The 15,345-nt window shown below is 65.9% G+C and carries 16 protein-coding genes; 7 read left to right on the forward strand and 9 right to left on the reverse strand.

All coding sequences use genetic code 11. The features are described 5' to 3' along the window. Positions 1–198 precede the first annotated feature (198 nt). Together ABIA90_RS12545 and ABIA90_RS12550 are read left to right on the forward strand one after the other, a co-directional pair. Positions 199–906 (forward strand): CoA transferase subunit A, encoded by a 708-nt coding sequence (locus ABIA90_RS12545; RefSeq protein ID WP_028151658.1) that lies wholly within the window; start codon positions 199–201, stop codon positions 904–906. A 15-nt stretch (positions 907–921) separates the two neighbouring features. Continuing rightward, positions 922–1,572, forward strand: a complete 651-nt coding sequence (locus tag ABIA90_RS12550; protein WP_354120088.1) for a 3-oxoacid CoA-transferase subunit B — start codon at positions 922–924, stop codon at positions 1,570–1,572. Between the two features lie 278 nt (positions 1,573–1,850). Here ABIA90_RS12550 and ABIA90_RS12555 read toward each other — a convergent pair whose 3' ends face one another. From ABIA90_RS12555 to ABIA90_RS12565, 3 genes are all read right to left on the reverse strand, one after another. Further along, complete coding sequence (locus tag ABIA90_RS12555) at positions 1,851–2,729, reverse strand: formylglycine-generating enzyme family protein (RefSeq protein WP_354120089.1); 879 nt, start codon at positions 2,727–2,729, stop codon at positions 1,851–1,853. Between the two features lie 53 nt (positions 2,730–2,782). Continuing rightward, positions 2,783–3,880: a copper-containing nitrite reductase gene (gene nirK, locus ABIA90_RS12560; RefSeq protein ID WP_063986094.1), complete on the reverse strand. Its 1,098-nt coding sequence runs from the start codon at positions 3,878–3,880 to the stop codon at positions 2,783–2,785. Between the two features lie 237 nt (positions 3,881–4,117). Beyond that, on the reverse strand, positions 4,118–4,324 hold the full coding sequence (locus ABIA90_RS12565; protein ID WP_354120090.1) for a hypothetical protein: 207 nt from the start codon (positions 4,322–4,324) through the stop codon (positions 4,118–4,120). Between the two features lie 159 nt (positions 4,325–4,483). On the opposite strand from ABIA90_RS12565, the gene hemN reads away from it, so the two are divergent. Together hemN and ABIA90_RS12575 are read left to right on the forward strand one after the other, a co-directional pair. Continuing rightward, complete coding sequence (gene hemN, locus ABIA90_RS12570; RefSeq protein ID WP_354120091.1) at positions 4,484–5,836, forward strand: oxygen-independent coproporphyrinogen III oxidase; 1,353 nt, start codon at positions 4,484–4,486, stop codon at positions 5,834–5,836. Positions 5,837–5,944: 108 nt separating this feature from the next. Beyond that, positions 5,945–6,142: a DUF1858 domain-containing protein gene (locus ABIA90_RS12575; protein ID WP_074119546.1), complete on the forward strand. Its 198-nt coding sequence runs from the start codon at positions 5,945–5,947 to the stop codon at positions 6,140–6,142. 87 nt (positions 6,143–6,229) lie between these two features. On the opposite strand, the gene ABIA90_RS12580 is transcribed toward ABIA90_RS12575, so the two are convergent. Further along, complete coding sequence (locus tag ABIA90_RS12580; protein WP_354120092.1) at positions 6,230–6,940, reverse strand: Crp/Fnr family transcriptional regulator; 711 nt, start codon at positions 6,938–6,940, stop codon at positions 6,230–6,232. 140 nt (positions 6,941–7,080) lie between these two features. Between ABIA90_RS12580 and ABIA90_RS12585 the strand changes: the two genes are divergently transcribed. Further along, entirely contained in the window at positions 7,081–8,292 is a 1,212-nt protein-coding gene (locus ABIA90_RS12585; protein ID WP_354120093.1) for an NnrS family protein, read from the forward strand. A 2-nt stretch (positions 8,293–8,294) separates the two neighbouring features. Here the strand turns inward: ABIA90_RS12585 and ABIA90_RS12590 are convergent, their stop codons facing one another. Beyond that, positions 8,295–9,332, reverse strand: coding sequence for an AraC family transcriptional regulator (locus ABIA90_RS12590; RefSeq protein ID WP_354120236.1), 1,038 nt, complete (start codon positions 9,330–9,332; stop codon positions 8,295–8,297). A 202-nt stretch (positions 9,333–9,534) separates the two neighbouring features. On the opposite strand from ABIA90_RS12590, the gene ABIA90_RS12595 reads away from it, so the two are divergent. Next, a complete protein-coding gene (locus ABIA90_RS12595) occupies positions 9,535–10,155 on the forward strand; it encodes a response regulator transcription factor (RefSeq protein ID WP_063986095.1) in 621 nt (206 codons plus the stop codon). Positions 10,156–10,340: 185 nt separating this feature from the next. Then, complete coding sequence (locus tag ABIA90_RS12600; RefSeq protein ID WP_354120094.1) at positions 10,341–12,017, forward strand: mucoidy inhibitor MuiA family protein; 1,677 nt, start codon at positions 10,341–10,343, stop codon at positions 12,015–12,017. Positions 12,018–12,222: 205 nt separating this feature from the next. Here the strand turns inward: ABIA90_RS12600 and ABIA90_RS12605 are convergent, their stop codons facing one another. Genes ABIA90_RS12605 through ABIA90_RS12620 form a run of 4 tightly spaced genes read right to left on the reverse strand, consistent with a single transcriptional unit; the run spans position 12,223 to position 15,289 of the window. After that, positions 12,223–13,038 (reverse strand): heme ABC transporter ATP-binding protein, encoded by an 816-nt coding sequence (locus ABIA90_RS12605; RefSeq protein ID WP_354120095.1) that lies wholly within the window; start codon positions 13,036–13,038, stop codon positions 12,223–12,225. Next, complete coding sequence (locus ABIA90_RS12610; protein ID WP_354120096.1) at positions 13,035–14,129, reverse strand: FecCD family ABC transporter permease; 1,095 nt, start codon at positions 14,127–14,129, stop codon at positions 13,035–13,037. Before ABIA90_RS12610 ends, ABIA90_RS12605 begins: the two co-directional genes overlap by 4 nt. Then, entirely contained in the window at positions 14,126–15,076 is a 951-nt protein-coding gene (locus ABIA90_RS12615; protein ID WP_354120097.1) for a heme/hemin ABC transporter substrate-binding protein, read from the reverse strand. Before ABIA90_RS12615 ends, ABIA90_RS12610 begins: the two co-directional genes overlap by 4 nt. A 6-nt stretch (positions 15,077–15,082) precedes the next feature. Further along, complete coding sequence (locus tag ABIA90_RS12620) at positions 15,083–15,289, reverse strand: hemin uptake protein HemP (protein WP_028161015.1); 207 nt, start codon at positions 15,287–15,289, stop codon at positions 15,083–15,085. Positions 15,290–15,345 lie beyond the last annotated feature (56 nt).

The following is a 15,345-nucleotide window of genomic DNA, read 5'->3' on the forward strand; positions in this document are numbered from 1 at the left end:
CAACCCCCGCAACTTGATGGGTTTTCTTGTCGCTTTCAAGGCCGCGGACGGGTCTGCCCACGGCGTGGGCAGCTTCTATCACCGGAGGGCGGAACGGAGAACCCCGTATCATTGACGGCTTTGGAGGATTTCGCCTAATAATCGCCGCCAATGAGGCGCGACGCCTGCCAGCCGAAGGTTCACCCGAAGGTTATTTGCATGAACAAGGTCTATCCCGACGCCAAGTCGGCTCTCGAAGGCGTTCTGAAAGACAACATGATGATCATGTCGGGCGGCTTCGGCCTCTGCGGCATCGCCGAGGAGCTGTCGGACGCGATCCGCGAATCCGGCGTCAAGGGCCTGACGGTCGTCTCCAACAATGCCGGCGTCGACGGCATCGGCCTCAGCCGCCTGCTCGAAACCCGCCAGATCAAGAAGATGATCTCGTCCTATGTCGGCGAGAACAAGCTGTTCGCCCAGCAATTCCTGGCCGGCGAGCTGGAACTCGAATTCAATCCGCAGGGCACGCTGGCCGAGCGCATCCGCGCCGGCGGCGCCGGTATCCCGGCCTTCTACACCAAGACCGGCGTCGGCACGCTGATCGCCGAAGGCAAGGAAGTGAAGGAGTTCGACGGCGAGAAGTACCTGATGGAGCGCGGCCTGTTCGCCGACCTCGCCATCGTGCACGCCTGGAAGGGCGACACCGCCGGCAACCTCATCTACCGCAAGACCGCGCGCAACTTTAATCCGATGATGGCGACTGCCGCCAAGATCACGGTGGCCGAGGTCGAGCATCTGGTTCCGGCCGGTGAACTCAATCCCGACCACATCCACACGCCCGGCATCTTCGTGAAGCGCATCGTCGAGGTCGGTACGGCCAAGAAGCGCATCGAATTCCGCAACACCCGCCCGCGCACGGCAGCTTGAGATCAGGAGACTAAGATGGCCTGGACCCGTGAACAGATGGCTGCGCGCGCCGCCAAGGAACTGCGCGACGGCTACTACGTCAATCTCGGCATCGGCATCCCGACGCTGGTCTCGAACTTCATCCCCGACGGCGTCGATGTCAGCCTCCAGAGCGAGAACGGCATGCTCGGCATGGGCCCGTTCCCCTATGAGGACGAGGTGGATGCCGACCTCATCAATGCCGGCAAGCAGACCGTGAGCGAGCTGCCGTCGACCTCGTATTTTTCGAGCGCGGATTCCTTCGGGATGATTCGCGGCGGCCACATGGACCTGTCGATCCTCGGCGCCATGCAGGTGGCCCAGAACGGCGATCTCGCCAACTGGATGATCCCCGGCAAGATGGTCAAGGGCATGGGCGGCGCGATGGATCTCGTCGCCGGCGTCAAGCGCGTCGTCGTCGTGATGGAGCATTCGGCCAAAGACGGCTCGAAGCTGCTGAAGACGTGCAACCTGCCGCTGACCGGCGAGCGGGTGGTCGACATGGTCGTCACCGATCTCGCCGTCTTCACCATCGACAAGCATGGCGATGGCGGCATGGCCCTGATCGAGCTCGCCGACGGCGTCTCGCTTGACGAGGTCAAGGCCAAGACCGAGGCCGAATTCCGCGTCGCGCTGAAGAATACGTAAGACAGCGGTCGCGAACGATCGTGACATGGCCGGGCTTCGTCCCGGCCATTTTCGTTTGAGCTTGTAGGGTGGGCAAAGGCGCGAAGCGCCGTGCCCACGTTACTATCCGTGCTCAGTGCAATAGTTGGTGGGCACGCTACGCTTTGCCCACCCTACGGCGGCCATGCGAGTGGCGCACCTATCTCCACATCGTCATTGCGAGCGTAGCGAAGCAATCCAGAATCTCTCCCCGGCGACAGTCTGGATTGCTTCGCTGCGCTCGCAATGACGGTGTGCCGCTACGACCTCGCCGCCCACACCTTGCCCCACCGCGCCGACACGCTTGCGACCCATGACGGCTCCTCGCGCACCAGGCGGAAGCCGAGATTGGCGGGCGGCACGCCCTGTGCGCAGCCGCCGGCGCGAGCGTCGCGGATGAAGTCGGTGACGTAGGCGCGGTGCGCACCCTCGGCGACGCGCACGCCGCAATTCACGGTGGGGCGGCCGGCCTTGCCGGCTGCGTCGATCCGCGAGCGCACGAAGCAGGTCGAGGTCCATTCCCAGACATTGCCGGCGAGATCTTCGATACCGTGCTCGTTGGTGCCGAACTTGCCGAACGGATAGGCCGTCGTGTCGGAGAGGTCGCGCTCGGATTCACGCTCGTAACGGCTGAGCCAGCGCTTTGAAGGATCGTCTGCGTCCACAGGCGCGCCGTCGTCCCTGAACCGGGAGCCGGCCGCAAAGGCCCATTCCGCGTCGCTCGGCAGGCGATAGGTGTGGCCGGTCTTGTGCGACAGCCAGCCCGCATAGGCCTGCGCATCGTGCCAGCTCACCTGGACCGCGGGACGATCGAACGCAATCGCGACGCCGCGATCGAGCGCGCGGCACGCGCCATCCTGCACGCAAAGCTGATAGTCGGATGACGAGACCTGGTGCCGCATGATGTGCAGCGGCCGGTTGAAGCGCATCGCGCGCAGCGGCACTTCGGCCTGCAGCCCCGCGCGGGTGAAATCGCCGGCCTCGCGATAGGAGAGACTGCCTGGCGCGACCCTGACGATGGCAGGCTCCGTCGCCGTGCCATGGACCGCCATGTCCGAGACCAGCGGCGCCATCGCGATCGGCCCTGCGAGTCCGGCGGCACAGGCGAGCAGCAGTTTCAGCTTGAATGCGATCAGCATGGTCGTCCCCCGAAAGGAAGAGGGGGCCGGTGATCACCGGCCCCCTGTCGCGTCTAGTTGGTGTTGGGAGCCGGTATCTCCGCGGGCGCCTTCACCTGGGTCATCAGATCGTCGTTCCACTTGCCTTCGACCTTGAAGTGCGCGGTGGCGCCGAGGTCGGCGGCCTCGATCAGATTATGCGTGACATAGGCGTAGATGCCGGGCTGCAGGAACTTGTACAGCGCCGCGCCCGCCGAGCCGCCGCGGATGAACCAGGTCTCGAGCCCGGTCTCCGGCGCGTTGGAGAATTTTCCGGTCTCCCAGACATAGTCGCCATGGCCGCCGATCAGGTGCGGACGGCTGTCGCGATTGGCCTGCGAATGCACGATCAGCACGTTCTCGCCGACCTTGGCCGTCAGCGCGTTCTTGCCGGTGAGCGCACCGACCTTGCCGTTGAACACCACGTGGGAGGGGATCAGCTTCTTCATCACCTCTTCGGTCTCGGTGAAGGCTTCGCCCGGCGAATCATAGGACTTGAAGTTGCCCTTCTCGTCGCGCGGCACATACATGTCCTGCTCGCCGACATAGTAGACCTTGTCGTATTTCAGCGCGTGGCCCTTGCCGTCGTTCAGTCCGTCGCGCGGCAGCACCATCACCGCGCCGTTCATGCCGGAGACGACATGCCAGGGGATCATCGGGCCGCCCGGGGCGCAGTGATAGACGAACACGCCGGTCCGCGTTGCCTTCCAGCGCAGCACGACCTGCTCGCCGGGATTGACCAGCGTGAGCTCTGCGCCGCCGAGCGCGCCGGTCGCGGAGTGGAAGTCGATGTTGTGCGGCATGGTGTTGGTCGCGGGGTTGACCAGCGTCACCTCGACATAGTCGCCTTCATGCACGACCATCAGCGGGCCCGGCATCGAGCCGTTGAAGGTCATGGCTTGGAACGTGGTGCCCTTGTCGTCGATGACGACCTTCTTCTCCTCGATGTTGAGCTTGAACTCGACGATCTTGGGCCCCTGCGTCGTGGCCTGCTCGTGCGCGTGCACGAAGGGCGGGGCGACCAGCTCGACCTTCTGCCGCGGCAGCTTGAGGTCGCCGGCGGCGAACGTGGGTGTCGCGAGCATCAGGGCGGTCGCGGCGGCGCTGATCAATGCGGCTCTGCGGGTGAACATCGGAAGCATCCTTCATCTGAAAGGGTTTTGATGACGGATGCAGTCTGCGCCTGTTACGGCAAGAGTGTTTGCGCTGCGACAAGCTTTTGCCGAATTCGCCTCCGGTAAAATCCTTAGGAGGTTTGCCGAAGCGCGTATCGGCCGTGCGAAGCGCACGACGTCGCGCGGCGTCAGTTGCGCCAGCGGCAAATCGTTCGCATGTTCAACGACGCTCGACTGTGAATGTTTGGTTGTCGATTAGAGAAGCTGGATCGCAATCCAGACCGTGCCCCAGACCGCGAGCGACAGCGCGGCAAAGATGGCGGCGGTGATCGCCAGCACCCGCACGAGATAACCTGCGCCGACGGCGGGTGCCGCGGGGACGGGACGAAAATCGTCGAAGCGCGGGATATGACCCCGAACGCCGGTGAGCCAGAGAACGAGATCGAGCGCTAGCGCCGCCATGGCCTATCTCCAGTGAGTCATGATTGAACGTCATCATGGCTCCGAACCGGCGCTCGGACTTTGAGCGAGCGCAAGGTGGTCCGCCCGAAAACGGGTCATCCAATGCCATCCGGGATTTGCCGCGCCACCGCGCGGCATCGATTTACGAATGGGTAAGATATGAGGACCGATCTCGCAGCGAGCTACGGTGAAGAACGTCTGCCGCGCTATACGAGCTATCCGACCGCACCGCATTTCTCGCCGGCGGTCGGCCCGGATACTTATGCAGAATGGCTCGCCGGGCTCCCGGCAGGCGCCAGCGCGTCACTTTATCTGCACGTGCCGTTCTGCCGCGAGATGTGCTGGTATTGCGGCTGCCATACCCAGATCGTCCGCCGGGACGGGCTGATCGCCGCCTATCAGCGGACGCTGCGCAGCGAGATCGCGCAGGTGTCTGAGACCATCGGTCGACGCATCAAGGTCGAGCACATCCATTTCGGTGGCGGCACGCCGACCATCATGGCGCCGGAGGCCTTTGCCGAGTTGATGGCGGCGATGCGCCATTCGTTCTTCGTGCTGCCCTCGGCCGAGATCGCGGTCGAGATCGATCCGCGCACGCTGACATCAGAGATGGTGGAGGCCATGCGGCTCTCCGGCGTCAACCGCGCGAGCCTGGGCGTGCAGAGCTTCGATCCGGTCGTGCAGCGCGCGATCAATCGAGTGCAGAGCTATGAGCAGACGGCCTCCGTCGTCGATAGGCTGCATCGCGCCGGCATCAACGGGATCAACTTCGACCTCATCTACGGGCTGCCGCACCAGACCGTCGCGTCCTGTCTGGACACCGTTCGGCGCAGCCTCGAGCTCGGGCCCGATCGTTTCTCGGTGTTCGGATATGCGCACGTGCCTGATTTCAAGAAGCACCAGCGCATGATCAACGAGGCCGCGCTGCCCGACGGCCTCGCGCGTCATGACCAGGCCTGCGCGATCGCCAATGCGCTGAAGGAGGCCGGCTACGTCCAGATCGGGCTCGACCATTTCGCGCGCCCCGACGACGCCATGGTCGTAGCCTTCGAGGAACGGACGCTGCGGCGCAATTTCCAGGGCTACACCACCGACAAGGGCGAAGTCCTGCTCGGTTTCGGCGCGAGCGCGATCGGGCATCTGCCGCAGGGCTATGTGCAGAACCAGGTGCAGATCGGCGCCTACGCCCAGAGCGTTGCCGCCGGCCGCCTCGCCACCGCGAAGGGCTACGGGCTCACCGACGACGACCGGCTCCGCGCCGACATCATCGAACGCATCATGTGCGAGTTCAGCGCCGATCTCGGCGACATCTGTGCGCGCCATGGCGCGGAACCCGAAGTGATGCTGCAATCGGCCGCGCGCCTGAAGCCGTTGATCTCGGATGGCATCGTCAGGCTCGACGGCGACCGTCTCGCGGTCGCAAGCGACTCGCGCTTCCTGGTCCGCAGCGTCGCCGCGGCGTTCGACGCGCATCTGGATCCGGGGAAGCAGTTGCACAGCAGGGCGGTGTAGTTCACGTCTCCCGTAAGAACGGGGAGACGAAGAAGCAACCACCAGCTTGCGCTTCAACAAAGAAGCTCGGAGCCCCTCCGCTATCGTCACTTCGGAACGGAGTTGTCCATGCCTTTCCGATCCGACGATCTGGTCGATGACATCATGCGTACGGCGCCGCACACGATCCGCGTGTTCCTCGCCTTCAGGATGGCTTGCGTCGGCTGTCCGATCGCGACCTTCCATACCGTGGAGGACGCCTGCCGCGAGCATGGCATCGATCGCGACAAATTCCTCGCTGCGCTGTGCGAATGCGTGCCGGCGTGAGGCGGGTTGGAGTTCGCGCGGGTCGCGTGCGGATTCCCGGGTGAGGGCGGGCTTGCGCCGTAAGCGGAAGCGCCCCTCACCCCTATCTTACGCAGAATTGCCGTCCGCCGTACGCTCCGCCAGCACGACGATCTTGTGCGGATCGCGCAGGATGATGCGCTGGCGGCCGCTCTCGATCAGGCCTTGGCTCTCCCAGCCGCTCAGGATGCGGCTGACGGTATGCAGCGTGGTCCCCGTCATCTGCGCGATGTCCTGGCGGCTGATCGGGAAGTCGATCTCGATGCCGTGGTCGAGCTTCTTGCCGGACTGTTTTGCGAGCCGCAGCAGCGCATGCGCGACGCGCTGCTCGACCTGCTGGGTCGACATTTCGAGGATGCGGGTGTGGCTCTCCTGCAGCCGCGCGCCGACGGTCTGCAGCGTGTTGGCGGCGATTGCCGGAAACCGCTCGATCAGCCGCGGCCAGGCCGAATTCGGCCAGATCAGCACCACGCTGTCGTCGACCGCCATCGCAGTTGCCGGATAGTGCGCGGCTCCGATCGCCATCGCGAGCCCGAAGGTCTCGCCGGGGGCGACGTAGCGCACCACGATCTGCTCGCCGGTCGGGGTGGTCTTGGCCGCGCGGACGTGGCCGTGCAGCAGCAGGAAGAAGGATTGCGCGTCGGCGCCCTGTTCGAAAATGGCGGTGTTCCTGGGGTACCGCGCCGAGCGGGCCTCGCGCAGGATTTCCTCGAGGTCCTCCGGCTTGACGCCGGAAAACAGCGGCAAATGCGCAACCAGCGATGTGTCGACCTTGGCCATTCTGCCTCCTTGGCGCTCGGAGTGTGATGGCACCTGTATTCGTCAGGCAGTTTGCGATAGCGCAAAACGGGCCGGCCGGACGGCAGTATTTTTCCAAATGACGATCCACGTGACCGTCCGAATTCACAGGAGTTGCCCCCATGGCTGGCGCCCGATCCCGTAACTTTGAGGGCTGGCCGCTGTTTGCGAACAGCTTTCGGCCGTTTTTCCTGCTCGCCGCGATCCAGGCGGGGCTGTCGATCCTGGCCTGGCTGCCGATGTTCTATGGCGAACTCTCCGTCAGTTCCGCCTTCGCGCCGCGCGACTGGCACGTCCACGAAATGCTCTATGGCTTCCTGCCGGCGGTGATCACGGGATTCCTGTTCACGGCGATCCCGAACTGGACCGGGCGGCTGCCGATCCAGGGGACGTCGCTGGGCGCGCTGCTGGTGGTGTGGCTGGCCGGACGTTTTGCAGTGACCCTGTCCGCCGATATCGGTTGGGCGTTCGCGCTCGTCGTCGATGCCGCCTTCCTGGCATTGGTCGTTGCCGCGGCCGCGCGCGAAATCATCGCGGGCGGCAATTGGCGCAATCTGCCGGTGGTAGTGCTCGTGCTGGTGCTGCTCGCCGGTAACGTCGCCTTCCATCTCGAAGCGCACTTCGAGGGCGCGGCCGATGTCAGCATCCGCGTCGGCATCGGCGTGGTCGTGCTGCTGATCTCGCTGATCGGCGGCCGCATCATCCCGAGCTTCACCCGCAACTGGCTGGTCAAGTTCAATCCCGGCCGCCTGCCGGTGCCGTTCGGGCGTTTCGACGGCGCGGTGATCGGATTGAGCGCGCTCGCGCTGATCGCATGGATCGTGGCGCCGCTGAACACGGTCACCGGCGCGGTGATGGCGCTGGTCGGCGGGCTGCACCTGGTCCGGCTAGCACGCTGGGCCGGCGATCGCACCACGCGCGAGCGGCTGCTGCTGATCCTGCATGTCGGTTATGTCTTCGTGCCGCTGGGCTTCCTGCTGCATGCCCTGGCTGTCTTCGGCGCGCTGCCGCCGAGCGCGGGCATTCACGCCTGGATGGCTGGCGCGGCCGGAACCATGACGCTTGCGGTGATGACGCGCGCGAGCCTCGGGCATACCGGACAGGCGTTGACGGCCTCGCCCGCGACGCAGGGGATTTACGCTGCGATCATCGTCGCGGCGCTGGCGCGGGTCGCTGCCGTGGTGTTGCCTGCGCATGGCGATGTCCTGCTGCACATCGCCGCCTGCGGCTGGGTCGTCGCGTTCCTCGGCTTTGCGATTGCGTTCGGGCCGCTGCTCGCCGGCAGCCCCCGGCGCGCCCTTGCCATCATGGGCGTGCCCGCTCCGGCACGCTGAGCCTAGGCCGCGGACGCCGAGGGAACGCCGGCGCGCTTGGCCAGCGGCCGCACGCCCTTGCGCCATGCGGTGATGGTGCAGCCGAAGCGGCCACGGAACCAGCGCGCCATCGCGCTCTGCGCGGAGAAGCCGAGCTGGGTGGCGATATCGGCCAGCGGCCGGCCGGGGTCGTCGATCAGCTGGGTCACGAGATCGGCGCGCTGCGCGTCGAGGATCGCCGAGAAGCTGGTGCCCGATGCGGCGAGGTGCCGATGGATGGTGCGGCGGGTGCAGGCGAGATGCTCGGCCACGCGCTCGACCGTGCAGTCGCCGCTTGCGAGCAGGATGCGCACCACCTCGTCGACCTTCTCCTCCCAGCTTGCCGGCCGCGTCTCGATCGCCTCGATCCGCTTGCGCAGATAGCTCGCGATCAGCGGATGCGCGCTCGGAATTCGCCGCTCCATGTCATGCGCCGACAACAGGATCGCATCGTCATCGGCATTGAAGGTGACGCGGCAACCGAAGAAGTCGCGGTAGCGCTTGCGGTCGTGTGGCGGCGGATAATGCAGATGCACCTCGAGCGGCCGCCAGTCGCTGCTGAACAGCGACTGGATGATGCGGTGGACGCTGCCGAGCGCCATGTCGATCGACTGGCGCGGCGCGGTCGGCTGCCGGCCGCGCAGATGCAGTGTGACCGTCACGGTCTGCTTGTCGCGCGTGACCTCAAGCTTCATGCCGTCGTGATGAACGTGGATGAAGCGCGAGAACGCTTCGATCGCCTCACTGACGGTCGCCTGTTCACGCACGATCAGGCCGACCGCGCCGAAATTGGTCAGCCCGCCGCGCTCGGCGAGCCGCAAGCCGAAATCTTCGGCACCCGACGCCTCTGCCGACAGTTCGAGCAGCCGGCGCAGGCTGGTCACGGCAATGGGGGTATCGGGCTTGTCGAGCACGGCCAGCGGCAGCCTGACCTTGCGCATCATCTGTTTGGGGTCGAGTCCGACCGACCGGGCGACATCCGGGTAGTAGCTCAAGCCTGCGCTGCGCATGAGGTCGGTCATGCGACCCGTTCCTGTCAGCCATTCCCGCAGATGTCCCGAAATGTAAAGTTTCTGTCCCGATCCGTCAAATCCGGGAACAGGATGGAACATACATAAGGGAAACCGAAGCACGGGCGTGAATGCCGTGCGTATGACGACGCGGCGCGACGAAGCCCCGCTGCCGTCTCGGGCCATTTGACCAAGACATTGCTGGATCGGGATGATGCCGGGAAACATGCTTTCCAAGGGTGAGGTATTCGTCATTGAAACTGACGCGGCCTCCCGCGAACAACTTTCAATGGCGCTTCAACAGAGTGCCTATGACGTGATCTGCTTTGCCGACGGCGCGTCGCTGCTCTCGGAAGCAAAGGCCCGGATGCCGGCCTGCGTGCTGCTGGAGATGCCGCCGGATCGTTCCGCCCTCGACGTGCTCAAGCGCCTGCGCGAGGAGAACTGCATGGCGCCGGTTCTGGTGACCTCGGCGAACGGCAGCATCGCCATGGCGGTCGACGCGATCAAGAGCGGCGCGGCCGACTTCATCGAGAAGCCGTTCCGCACCCGCGACATCGTCGACCGGATCGATGCTGCCATCGACGAGTTCGCGCAGCCGGGTTCAAATCGGCAACGCTGGCTGCCCGGCTGCGAGCCCCTGACCGGGCGCGAAGTCGATGTGCTCGAGCACCTTGCTGCCGGCCTGACCAACAAGGAGATCGCCCGGCGCATACATCTGAGTGCGCGGACGGTCGAAGGCTACCGCGCAGGCATCCTGAAGAAGGCCGGCGCCCGCAACGTGACCGATCTGCTCCGCCGCATCTTCGGCCAGGGTTCGCCCACCCCGGTTTAAGGACCTGAGTTTAACGGCTTCGCCGCGAGTCGACGACACGTTCCGCGGCCTTGGTGCGGCCGCGGCGGCGCCCCACGGAAACCCCAATCGAACCAGTTCCTTCCCTGCCGCGTCCAACCATGTTGGCGAGGCATTTGATCGCACGCGTCCGGCTGGCGGCGCGGCGATACGGCAGGAGGGACTTTATGCGCATCACCGCAAGATGTTTGGCAACGACGAGCCTGGTTCTGGTGACCATGGCGACGGCGTCGCCATCATGGGCCGCCGATGTGGACGCCACATCGGCCATTGACACCGTCACCGTCTATCCGGATGGCGCCACCGTCACCCGTATCATCGCGCTGGACCTCGCCTCCGGCGACAGCACGCTGGTCGCCAAGGACTTTCCGCTCTCGCTCGATCCGTCCTCCCTGCGTGTCGAGGGCGAGGCGGGCGCAAAACTCACCATCGGTACCATCGACGCGCGGCCGCCGCGCGCGGCACAACCCGCGAATCTGCCCGAGCTCGATAAGCGCATCGAAGCGTTGAAGGACCAGCGCGCCGATCTGCAAGGTGACATCGACGCGGCCAACGCCCGGCGCAAATTCGCGCAGCACTTTGCGGAGGCCTCTCCGGCTGGCCTTGGCGAGAAGGGCGAGGCTCGGCCGATCACCGAATGGCGCGCAGCCTTTACCGCGGTCGCCGAGGAGATCGCGACCGCTGACACCGCGATCCGCGACGCCACGCGAAAGCAGCGCGAGATCGATCGGCAGCTCGCGCAACTTGAAGCGGAGCGTTCGGCCAAGCCGCCGAGCAAGCTTGAGGTTCGCATCGATGTCGCCTCCGCCGCCGCGACCAAGGCGACGTTGCGGGTGACTTATGCAGTCCGCAATGCGCGTTGGCTGCCGCTGTATGACGCCCGGCTCGACACCGGTGCCAAGGACCGCAAGCCGCAGCTCGAGCTGGTTCGCCGCGCCGAGGTGACACAGTCGACCGGCGAAGACTGGTCGAATGTCAGCCTCGGTGTTTCCACCGTTCGGGTCAGCCGCGGCGGCAGCGCGCCGGAGCTGAATTCGCTGGTTGTGAGGTATCCGCAACTGCCGAAGCCGCTGGCAATGGGCACGGCGTCGGACATGGCGGTGCCCGCGCAGCCGATGACGCGGCAGGCGCAATCTCCGGCGATGGCGAAAGCGGCGGAGCCCGAGCTGCGTGAGCGCGCGGACGAGCAGCAGGCCAACGCCGAGATCGGCGATTTCCAGGCCGTGTATCAGATCAGCGGCCGCGTCAGCCTCGGTGCCAATGAGGGCGCCAAGAGCCTGCTCATCTCCTCCATGACCGTGACGCCCGACCTCGCCATCCGCGCCGCCCCGGTCGCGGATCCCACCGCTTACCTCGAGGCGTCATTCAAGCTTGCCGAGGATACCAATCTGCTGCCCGGTAAGGTCGCTATCTTCCGCGACGGCACGTTCGTCGGTCGCAGCAAATTTTCGACCGCCGCGCGGAACGACGCGATCCGGCTCGGCTTCGGCGCCGACGACAAGATCAAGATCGAGCGCACCGTCATCAGGCAGAACGAAGGCACGGCCGGCGTGATCTCGTCCTCCAAGACCGACACGCGTTCGTTCCGCACCGTCGTCCGCAACGGGCACGACTTCCCGATCCGCATCGCGATCGAGGATCAGCTTCCGGTCAGCGAGAACGAGGATATTGGCGTCGAGATGCTGTCCTCGACCACGCCGCCCACGACCACCAATCTGCGCGACAAGCGTGGCGTGCTGGAATGGGCGTTCGACGCAAAACCCGGCGAGATCAAGGAGATCAAGTTCGCCTGGCGCGTCCGCTGGCCCAAGGACAAGGGCATGGTGATCGTGCCGGCGGGGTAATGCGCCCGATCTGAACCGAGGCGCAGCGCCGTCCTTCTTACCTCGCCCCGCTTGCGGGAGAGGTCGGATTGCATCGAAGATGCAATCCGGGTGAGGGGTAGAGGTCTCTCGACGATCTCGCGTGTGGAGAGAGGCCCCTCACCCCAACCCTCTCAGCGCGAGCGAGCTCGTCGCGGCCCCGCAAGCGGGGCGAGGGAGCGCAGCTTCACCGCGGCGGCAGTTCGGCTCGCGCCGCCGCGCGCATCGATTGCGGCAGCACGTAGGGCACGCCGTCGTCGGCCTGATGAACGACGGCGTCGATTTCGAAGATGTCGCGAATGGTCTCGCGCGTGACGATTTCCGCGCGCGGGCCGTCGGCAGCGAGCCTGCCGCCGTTCAGGACGATCAGCCGGTCGGCGAAGCGGATCGCGAGATTGAGATCGTGCAGGATCGCGATCACGGCTGTGCCGCCTGCGGCGCGGCGGCGCGCGGCTTCGACGAGGTCGATCTGGTGGCGCAGATCGAGGCTCGATGTCGGCTCGTCCAGCAGCAGGAGCCCCGGCCCATGCTCGGCCTCGCCGCAGGCGAGCTGCACCAGCACGCGGGCGAAATGGGTGCGCTGCTGCTCGCCGCCCGATAGCGTCGGCAATTGCCGTTCGCGGAAATGTGCGAGGCCAACCTCGTCCAGCGCGGCGTCGACGAGCGACACGGCATCGCGCAGGATGCGGTCGCCCGCGCCCATCAGCACGATCTCCTCGACCGTGAAGGGGAAGGTGACGTTGATGTGCTGGGACAGCATCGCACGGCGCGCGGCGAGCTCGCGCGGCGTATAGCTGCTGATGTCGCGCTGCTTCAGCCGGACCTCGCCCTCGCTCGGGCGGAGATCGCCGGAGAGCAGCCGCAGCAGCGTCGACTTGCCGGCGCCGTTCGGGCCGATGATCGCGACCATCTCGCCGGCTTCAACCGATAGGCCGACGCCATCGAGCAGCGTGGCGCGGCCGGCGCGCTTGCTGAGAGACCGCGCCTCGATCACGGCGCTCATAGCGAGGCAAGCCCGCGCTGGCGCAGCAGGATGCCGAGGAAGACAGGCGCGCCGACCGCCGCGGTCAAGATGCCGATCGGCATCTCCGCGGGCGCCACGATGGTGCGCGCCAGCGTGTCGGCGCCGACCATCAGGATCGCGCCGAGCAGCACCGAGGCCGGCAGCAGCAGGCGATGCGCAGGTCCAATAACGAGACGGAGCAGATGCGGCACGACGATGCCGACGAAGCCGATGACGCCACTGATCGACACCGCGACCCCTGTCATGGCGGAGACCATGACGATCGAGATCCGCTTGAGGCGCTCGACGTCGACGCCGCCGTGAAACGCGTCGGCCTCTCCGAGCACCAGCAGGTCGAGGCCGCGGGCAATATACGCGCAGGCGCCGAGCCCGATGATGAGGATCGGCGCGAGCACGGCGGCCTTGGTCCAGGTCGCTCCGCTCATCGAGCCCAGCAGCCAGAATGTAATGTCGCGAAGCTGGCGGTCGTCGGCGATGAACACCAGCAGCCCGATGCCGGCATTGGTGATGGCGGTGATGGCGACGCCGGCGAGCAGGAAGATCGCTATCGAGGTCCGCCCGGCGCGGCTGGAGATGCCGTAAAGGATCGCGGTCGTGGCCAGCGAGCCCGCGAAGGCCGCGAGCGGCAACAGCTCGGTCTGAAGGAAGCGCAGCGTCTCGCCGAAGCGCGAGTCGGTGAAGACGATCGCGCTTGCGGCCGCCAGCGCGCCGCCGCTGGAGACGCCGACCAGCGCGGGATCGGCGAGCGGGTTGCGAAACAGTCCTTGCATGATGGCGCCGGCTGCGGCGAGCAGGCCGCCGACCATCGCGGTCGCCGCGATCCGGGGAATCCGGATCGACCACAACACGAGCTGGTCGCGCGACGTCATGGCGTCGGCGGTGGTGTTGCCTGCAAGACCGAGTGCGGCGGGCAGCCGGGAGAGGGGAATGCCGGCTGCGCCAACGGTCAGCGCGACGATGGCGGTGGCCGCGAGGATCACCAGGAGCAGGGGAATGGCAATCGACGTAAATCGCCGTCCTGCGCCCGCGCGCCGCGGGGTCCGCGAGTCCGTCCCGATCGCCACGCTCATTGCCGGCAGTTCGCCGCCGACAGAGCCGACGTGAAGGCGCCGCCCTCGGCCAATGCCGGATAGAGCTTGACCGAGAGATCACGGGCCGCCGCGGCCGTGCGCGGGCCGAAGCCGAGTAGATAGAGCCCGTCCATCGTGATGAAGCTCTTGTTGGCCGCGACCGGCGTCAAGGCGAAGCCGGGATGGGCATAGACCGCGTCGGCCTGCAGTGAATCCTTGCCGCGCTCGATCGACAGCACGACGTCGGGTTTTGCCGCGACGATCGCCTCGTCGCCGATGTTCTTGTAGCCGTCGTAATCCTCGACCGCGTTGGTGGCGCCTGCAAGCTGGATGATCTCGTCGGCGGCGGTCTTGTGACCGGCGACCATCGCCCGTCCGTTCAGGAGCGACATCACGAACATCACGCGGACCGGCTTCGTGACCTTGGCACGCAGTGCGCGCAGCTGCGCAAGATCGGCGCTGACCGCGGTCGCCAGGCACTCGGCGCGCGCATCGACGCCCATGGCATGGCCGACCAGCTTGATCTTCTCGATCAGGCCTTCCTCCGAGAAGGTCTCGGGCACCAGCACCAGCGGCACCTTCGCCGTCTCCAGGAGGTCCATGGTCTCGCGCGGGCCCGATCCCTGGATCGCCAGGATCAGGGTCGGGTTGAGGCCCAGCACGCCCTCGGCCGAAATCTGGCGCATGTAGCCGACATTGGGTTTGTCGTGCAGCGCCGCTGCCGGATACAGGCTCGTGGTGTCGACGCCGACCAGGCGGCTCTCCAGCCCGAGTGCATAGAGGATCTCGGTGATGGCGCCGCCGATCGAGACCGTGCGGGCGAAGTCGGCAACGGCGACATCGCGATTGCGCGCATCATGCACCGTGATACCGGCGGCGTGCGCGGTCGAGGCGAGCGCGATGGTGCCGGTGAGCAGGAGGTTTGCGAGGGTGCGACAAAATGTCATTGCAGGTTACTTCGTCAGGATCAGCTTGTTCTGCGAGGTCAGGCGAAGGCGATAGGCGTCCTCGCCATGCGCGATGATGATCTCGCGCTCCGCCGCAAACAGCTCGCGGCTGTCGATCCGGCTCCCTCGCATAATGAGAGTTCTCGTTGTTGCAGAAGGACTTTGTGCATGCCCCGCCGCATCGCCGTTGCTGTCTCCTGATCTTGCCGACATGATGAGTGTGATGCGCTTTCAAAATCTTGCTGTGCTGTTTGTTTGTATAAGCGGCA

Source organism: Bradyrhizobium sp. LA6.8 (assembly GCF_040547935.1).
In the GTDB taxonomy this organism is placed as follows: domain Bacteria; phylum Pseudomonadota; class Alphaproteobacteria; order Rhizobiales; family Xanthobacteraceae; genus Bradyrhizobium; species Bradyrhizobium barranii.

Excerpts from the sequence above, each read along its gene's own strand:
- ABIA90_RS12610 (WP_354120096.1), bottom strand. The coding sequence starts at position 14,129 with ATGAGCGTGGCGATCGGGACGGACTCGCGGACCCCGCGGCGCGCGGGC.
- ABIA90_RS12605 (WP_354120095.1), bottom strand. The coding sequence starts at position 13,038 with ATGAGCGCCGTGATCGAGGCGCGGTCTCTCAGCAAGCGCGCCGGCCGC.
- ABIA90_RS12585 (WP_354120093.1), top strand. The coding sequence starts at position 7,081 with ATGGCTGGCGCCCGATCCCGTAACTTTGAGGGCTGGCCGCTGTTTGCG.
- ABIA90_RS12555 (WP_354120089.1), bottom strand. The coding sequence starts at position 2,729 with ATGCTGATCGCATTCAAGCTGAAACTGCTGCTCGCCTGTGCCGCCGGA.
- ABIA90_RS12600 (WP_354120094.1), top strand. The coding sequence starts at position 10,341 with ATGCGCATCACCGCAAGATGTTTGGCAACGACGAGCCTGGTTCTGGTG.
- ABIA90_RS12590 (WP_354120236.1), bottom strand. The coding sequence starts at position 9,332 with ATGACCGACCTCATGCGCAGCGCAGGCTTGAGCTACTACCCGGATGTC.
- nirK (WP_063986094.1), bottom strand. The coding sequence starts at position 3,880 with ATGTTCACCCGCAGAGCCGCATTGATCAGCGCCGCCGCGACCGCCCTG.
- ABIA90_RS12595 (WP_063986095.1), top strand. The coding sequence starts at position 9,535 with ATGCCGGGAAACATGCTTTCCAAGGGTGAGGTATTCGTCATTGAAACT.
- ABIA90_RS12550 (WP_354120088.1), top strand. The coding sequence starts at position 922 with ATGGCCTGGACCCGTGAACAGATGGCTGCGCGCGCCGCCAAGGAACTG.
- hemN (WP_354120091.1), top strand. The coding sequence starts at position 4,484 with ATGAGGACCGATCTCGCAGCGAGCTACGGTGAAGAACGTCTGCCGCGC.
- ABIA90_RS12620 (WP_028161015.1), bottom strand. The coding sequence starts at position 15,289 with ATGTCGGCAAGATCAGGAGACAGCAACGGCGATGCGGCGGGGCATGCA.
- ABIA90_RS12580 (WP_354120092.1), bottom strand. The coding sequence starts at position 6,940 with ATGGCCAAGGTCGACACATCGCTGGTTGCGCATTTGCCGCTGTTTTCC.
- ABIA90_RS12615 (WP_354120097.1), bottom strand. The coding sequence starts at position 15,076 with ATGACATTTTGTCGCACCCTCGCAAACCTCCTGCTCACCGGCACCATC.
- ABIA90_RS12575 (WP_074119546.1), top strand. The coding sequence starts at position 5,945 with ATGCCTTTCCGATCCGACGATCTGGTCGATGACATCATGCGTACGGCG.
- ABIA90_RS12565 (WP_354120090.1), bottom strand. The coding sequence starts at position 4,324 with ATGGCGGCGCTAGCGCTCGATCTCGTTCTCTGGCTCACCGGCGTTCGG.
- ABIA90_RS12545 (WP_028151658.1), top strand. The coding sequence starts at position 199 with ATGAACAAGGTCTATCCCGACGCCAAGTCGGCTCTCGAAGGCGTTCTG.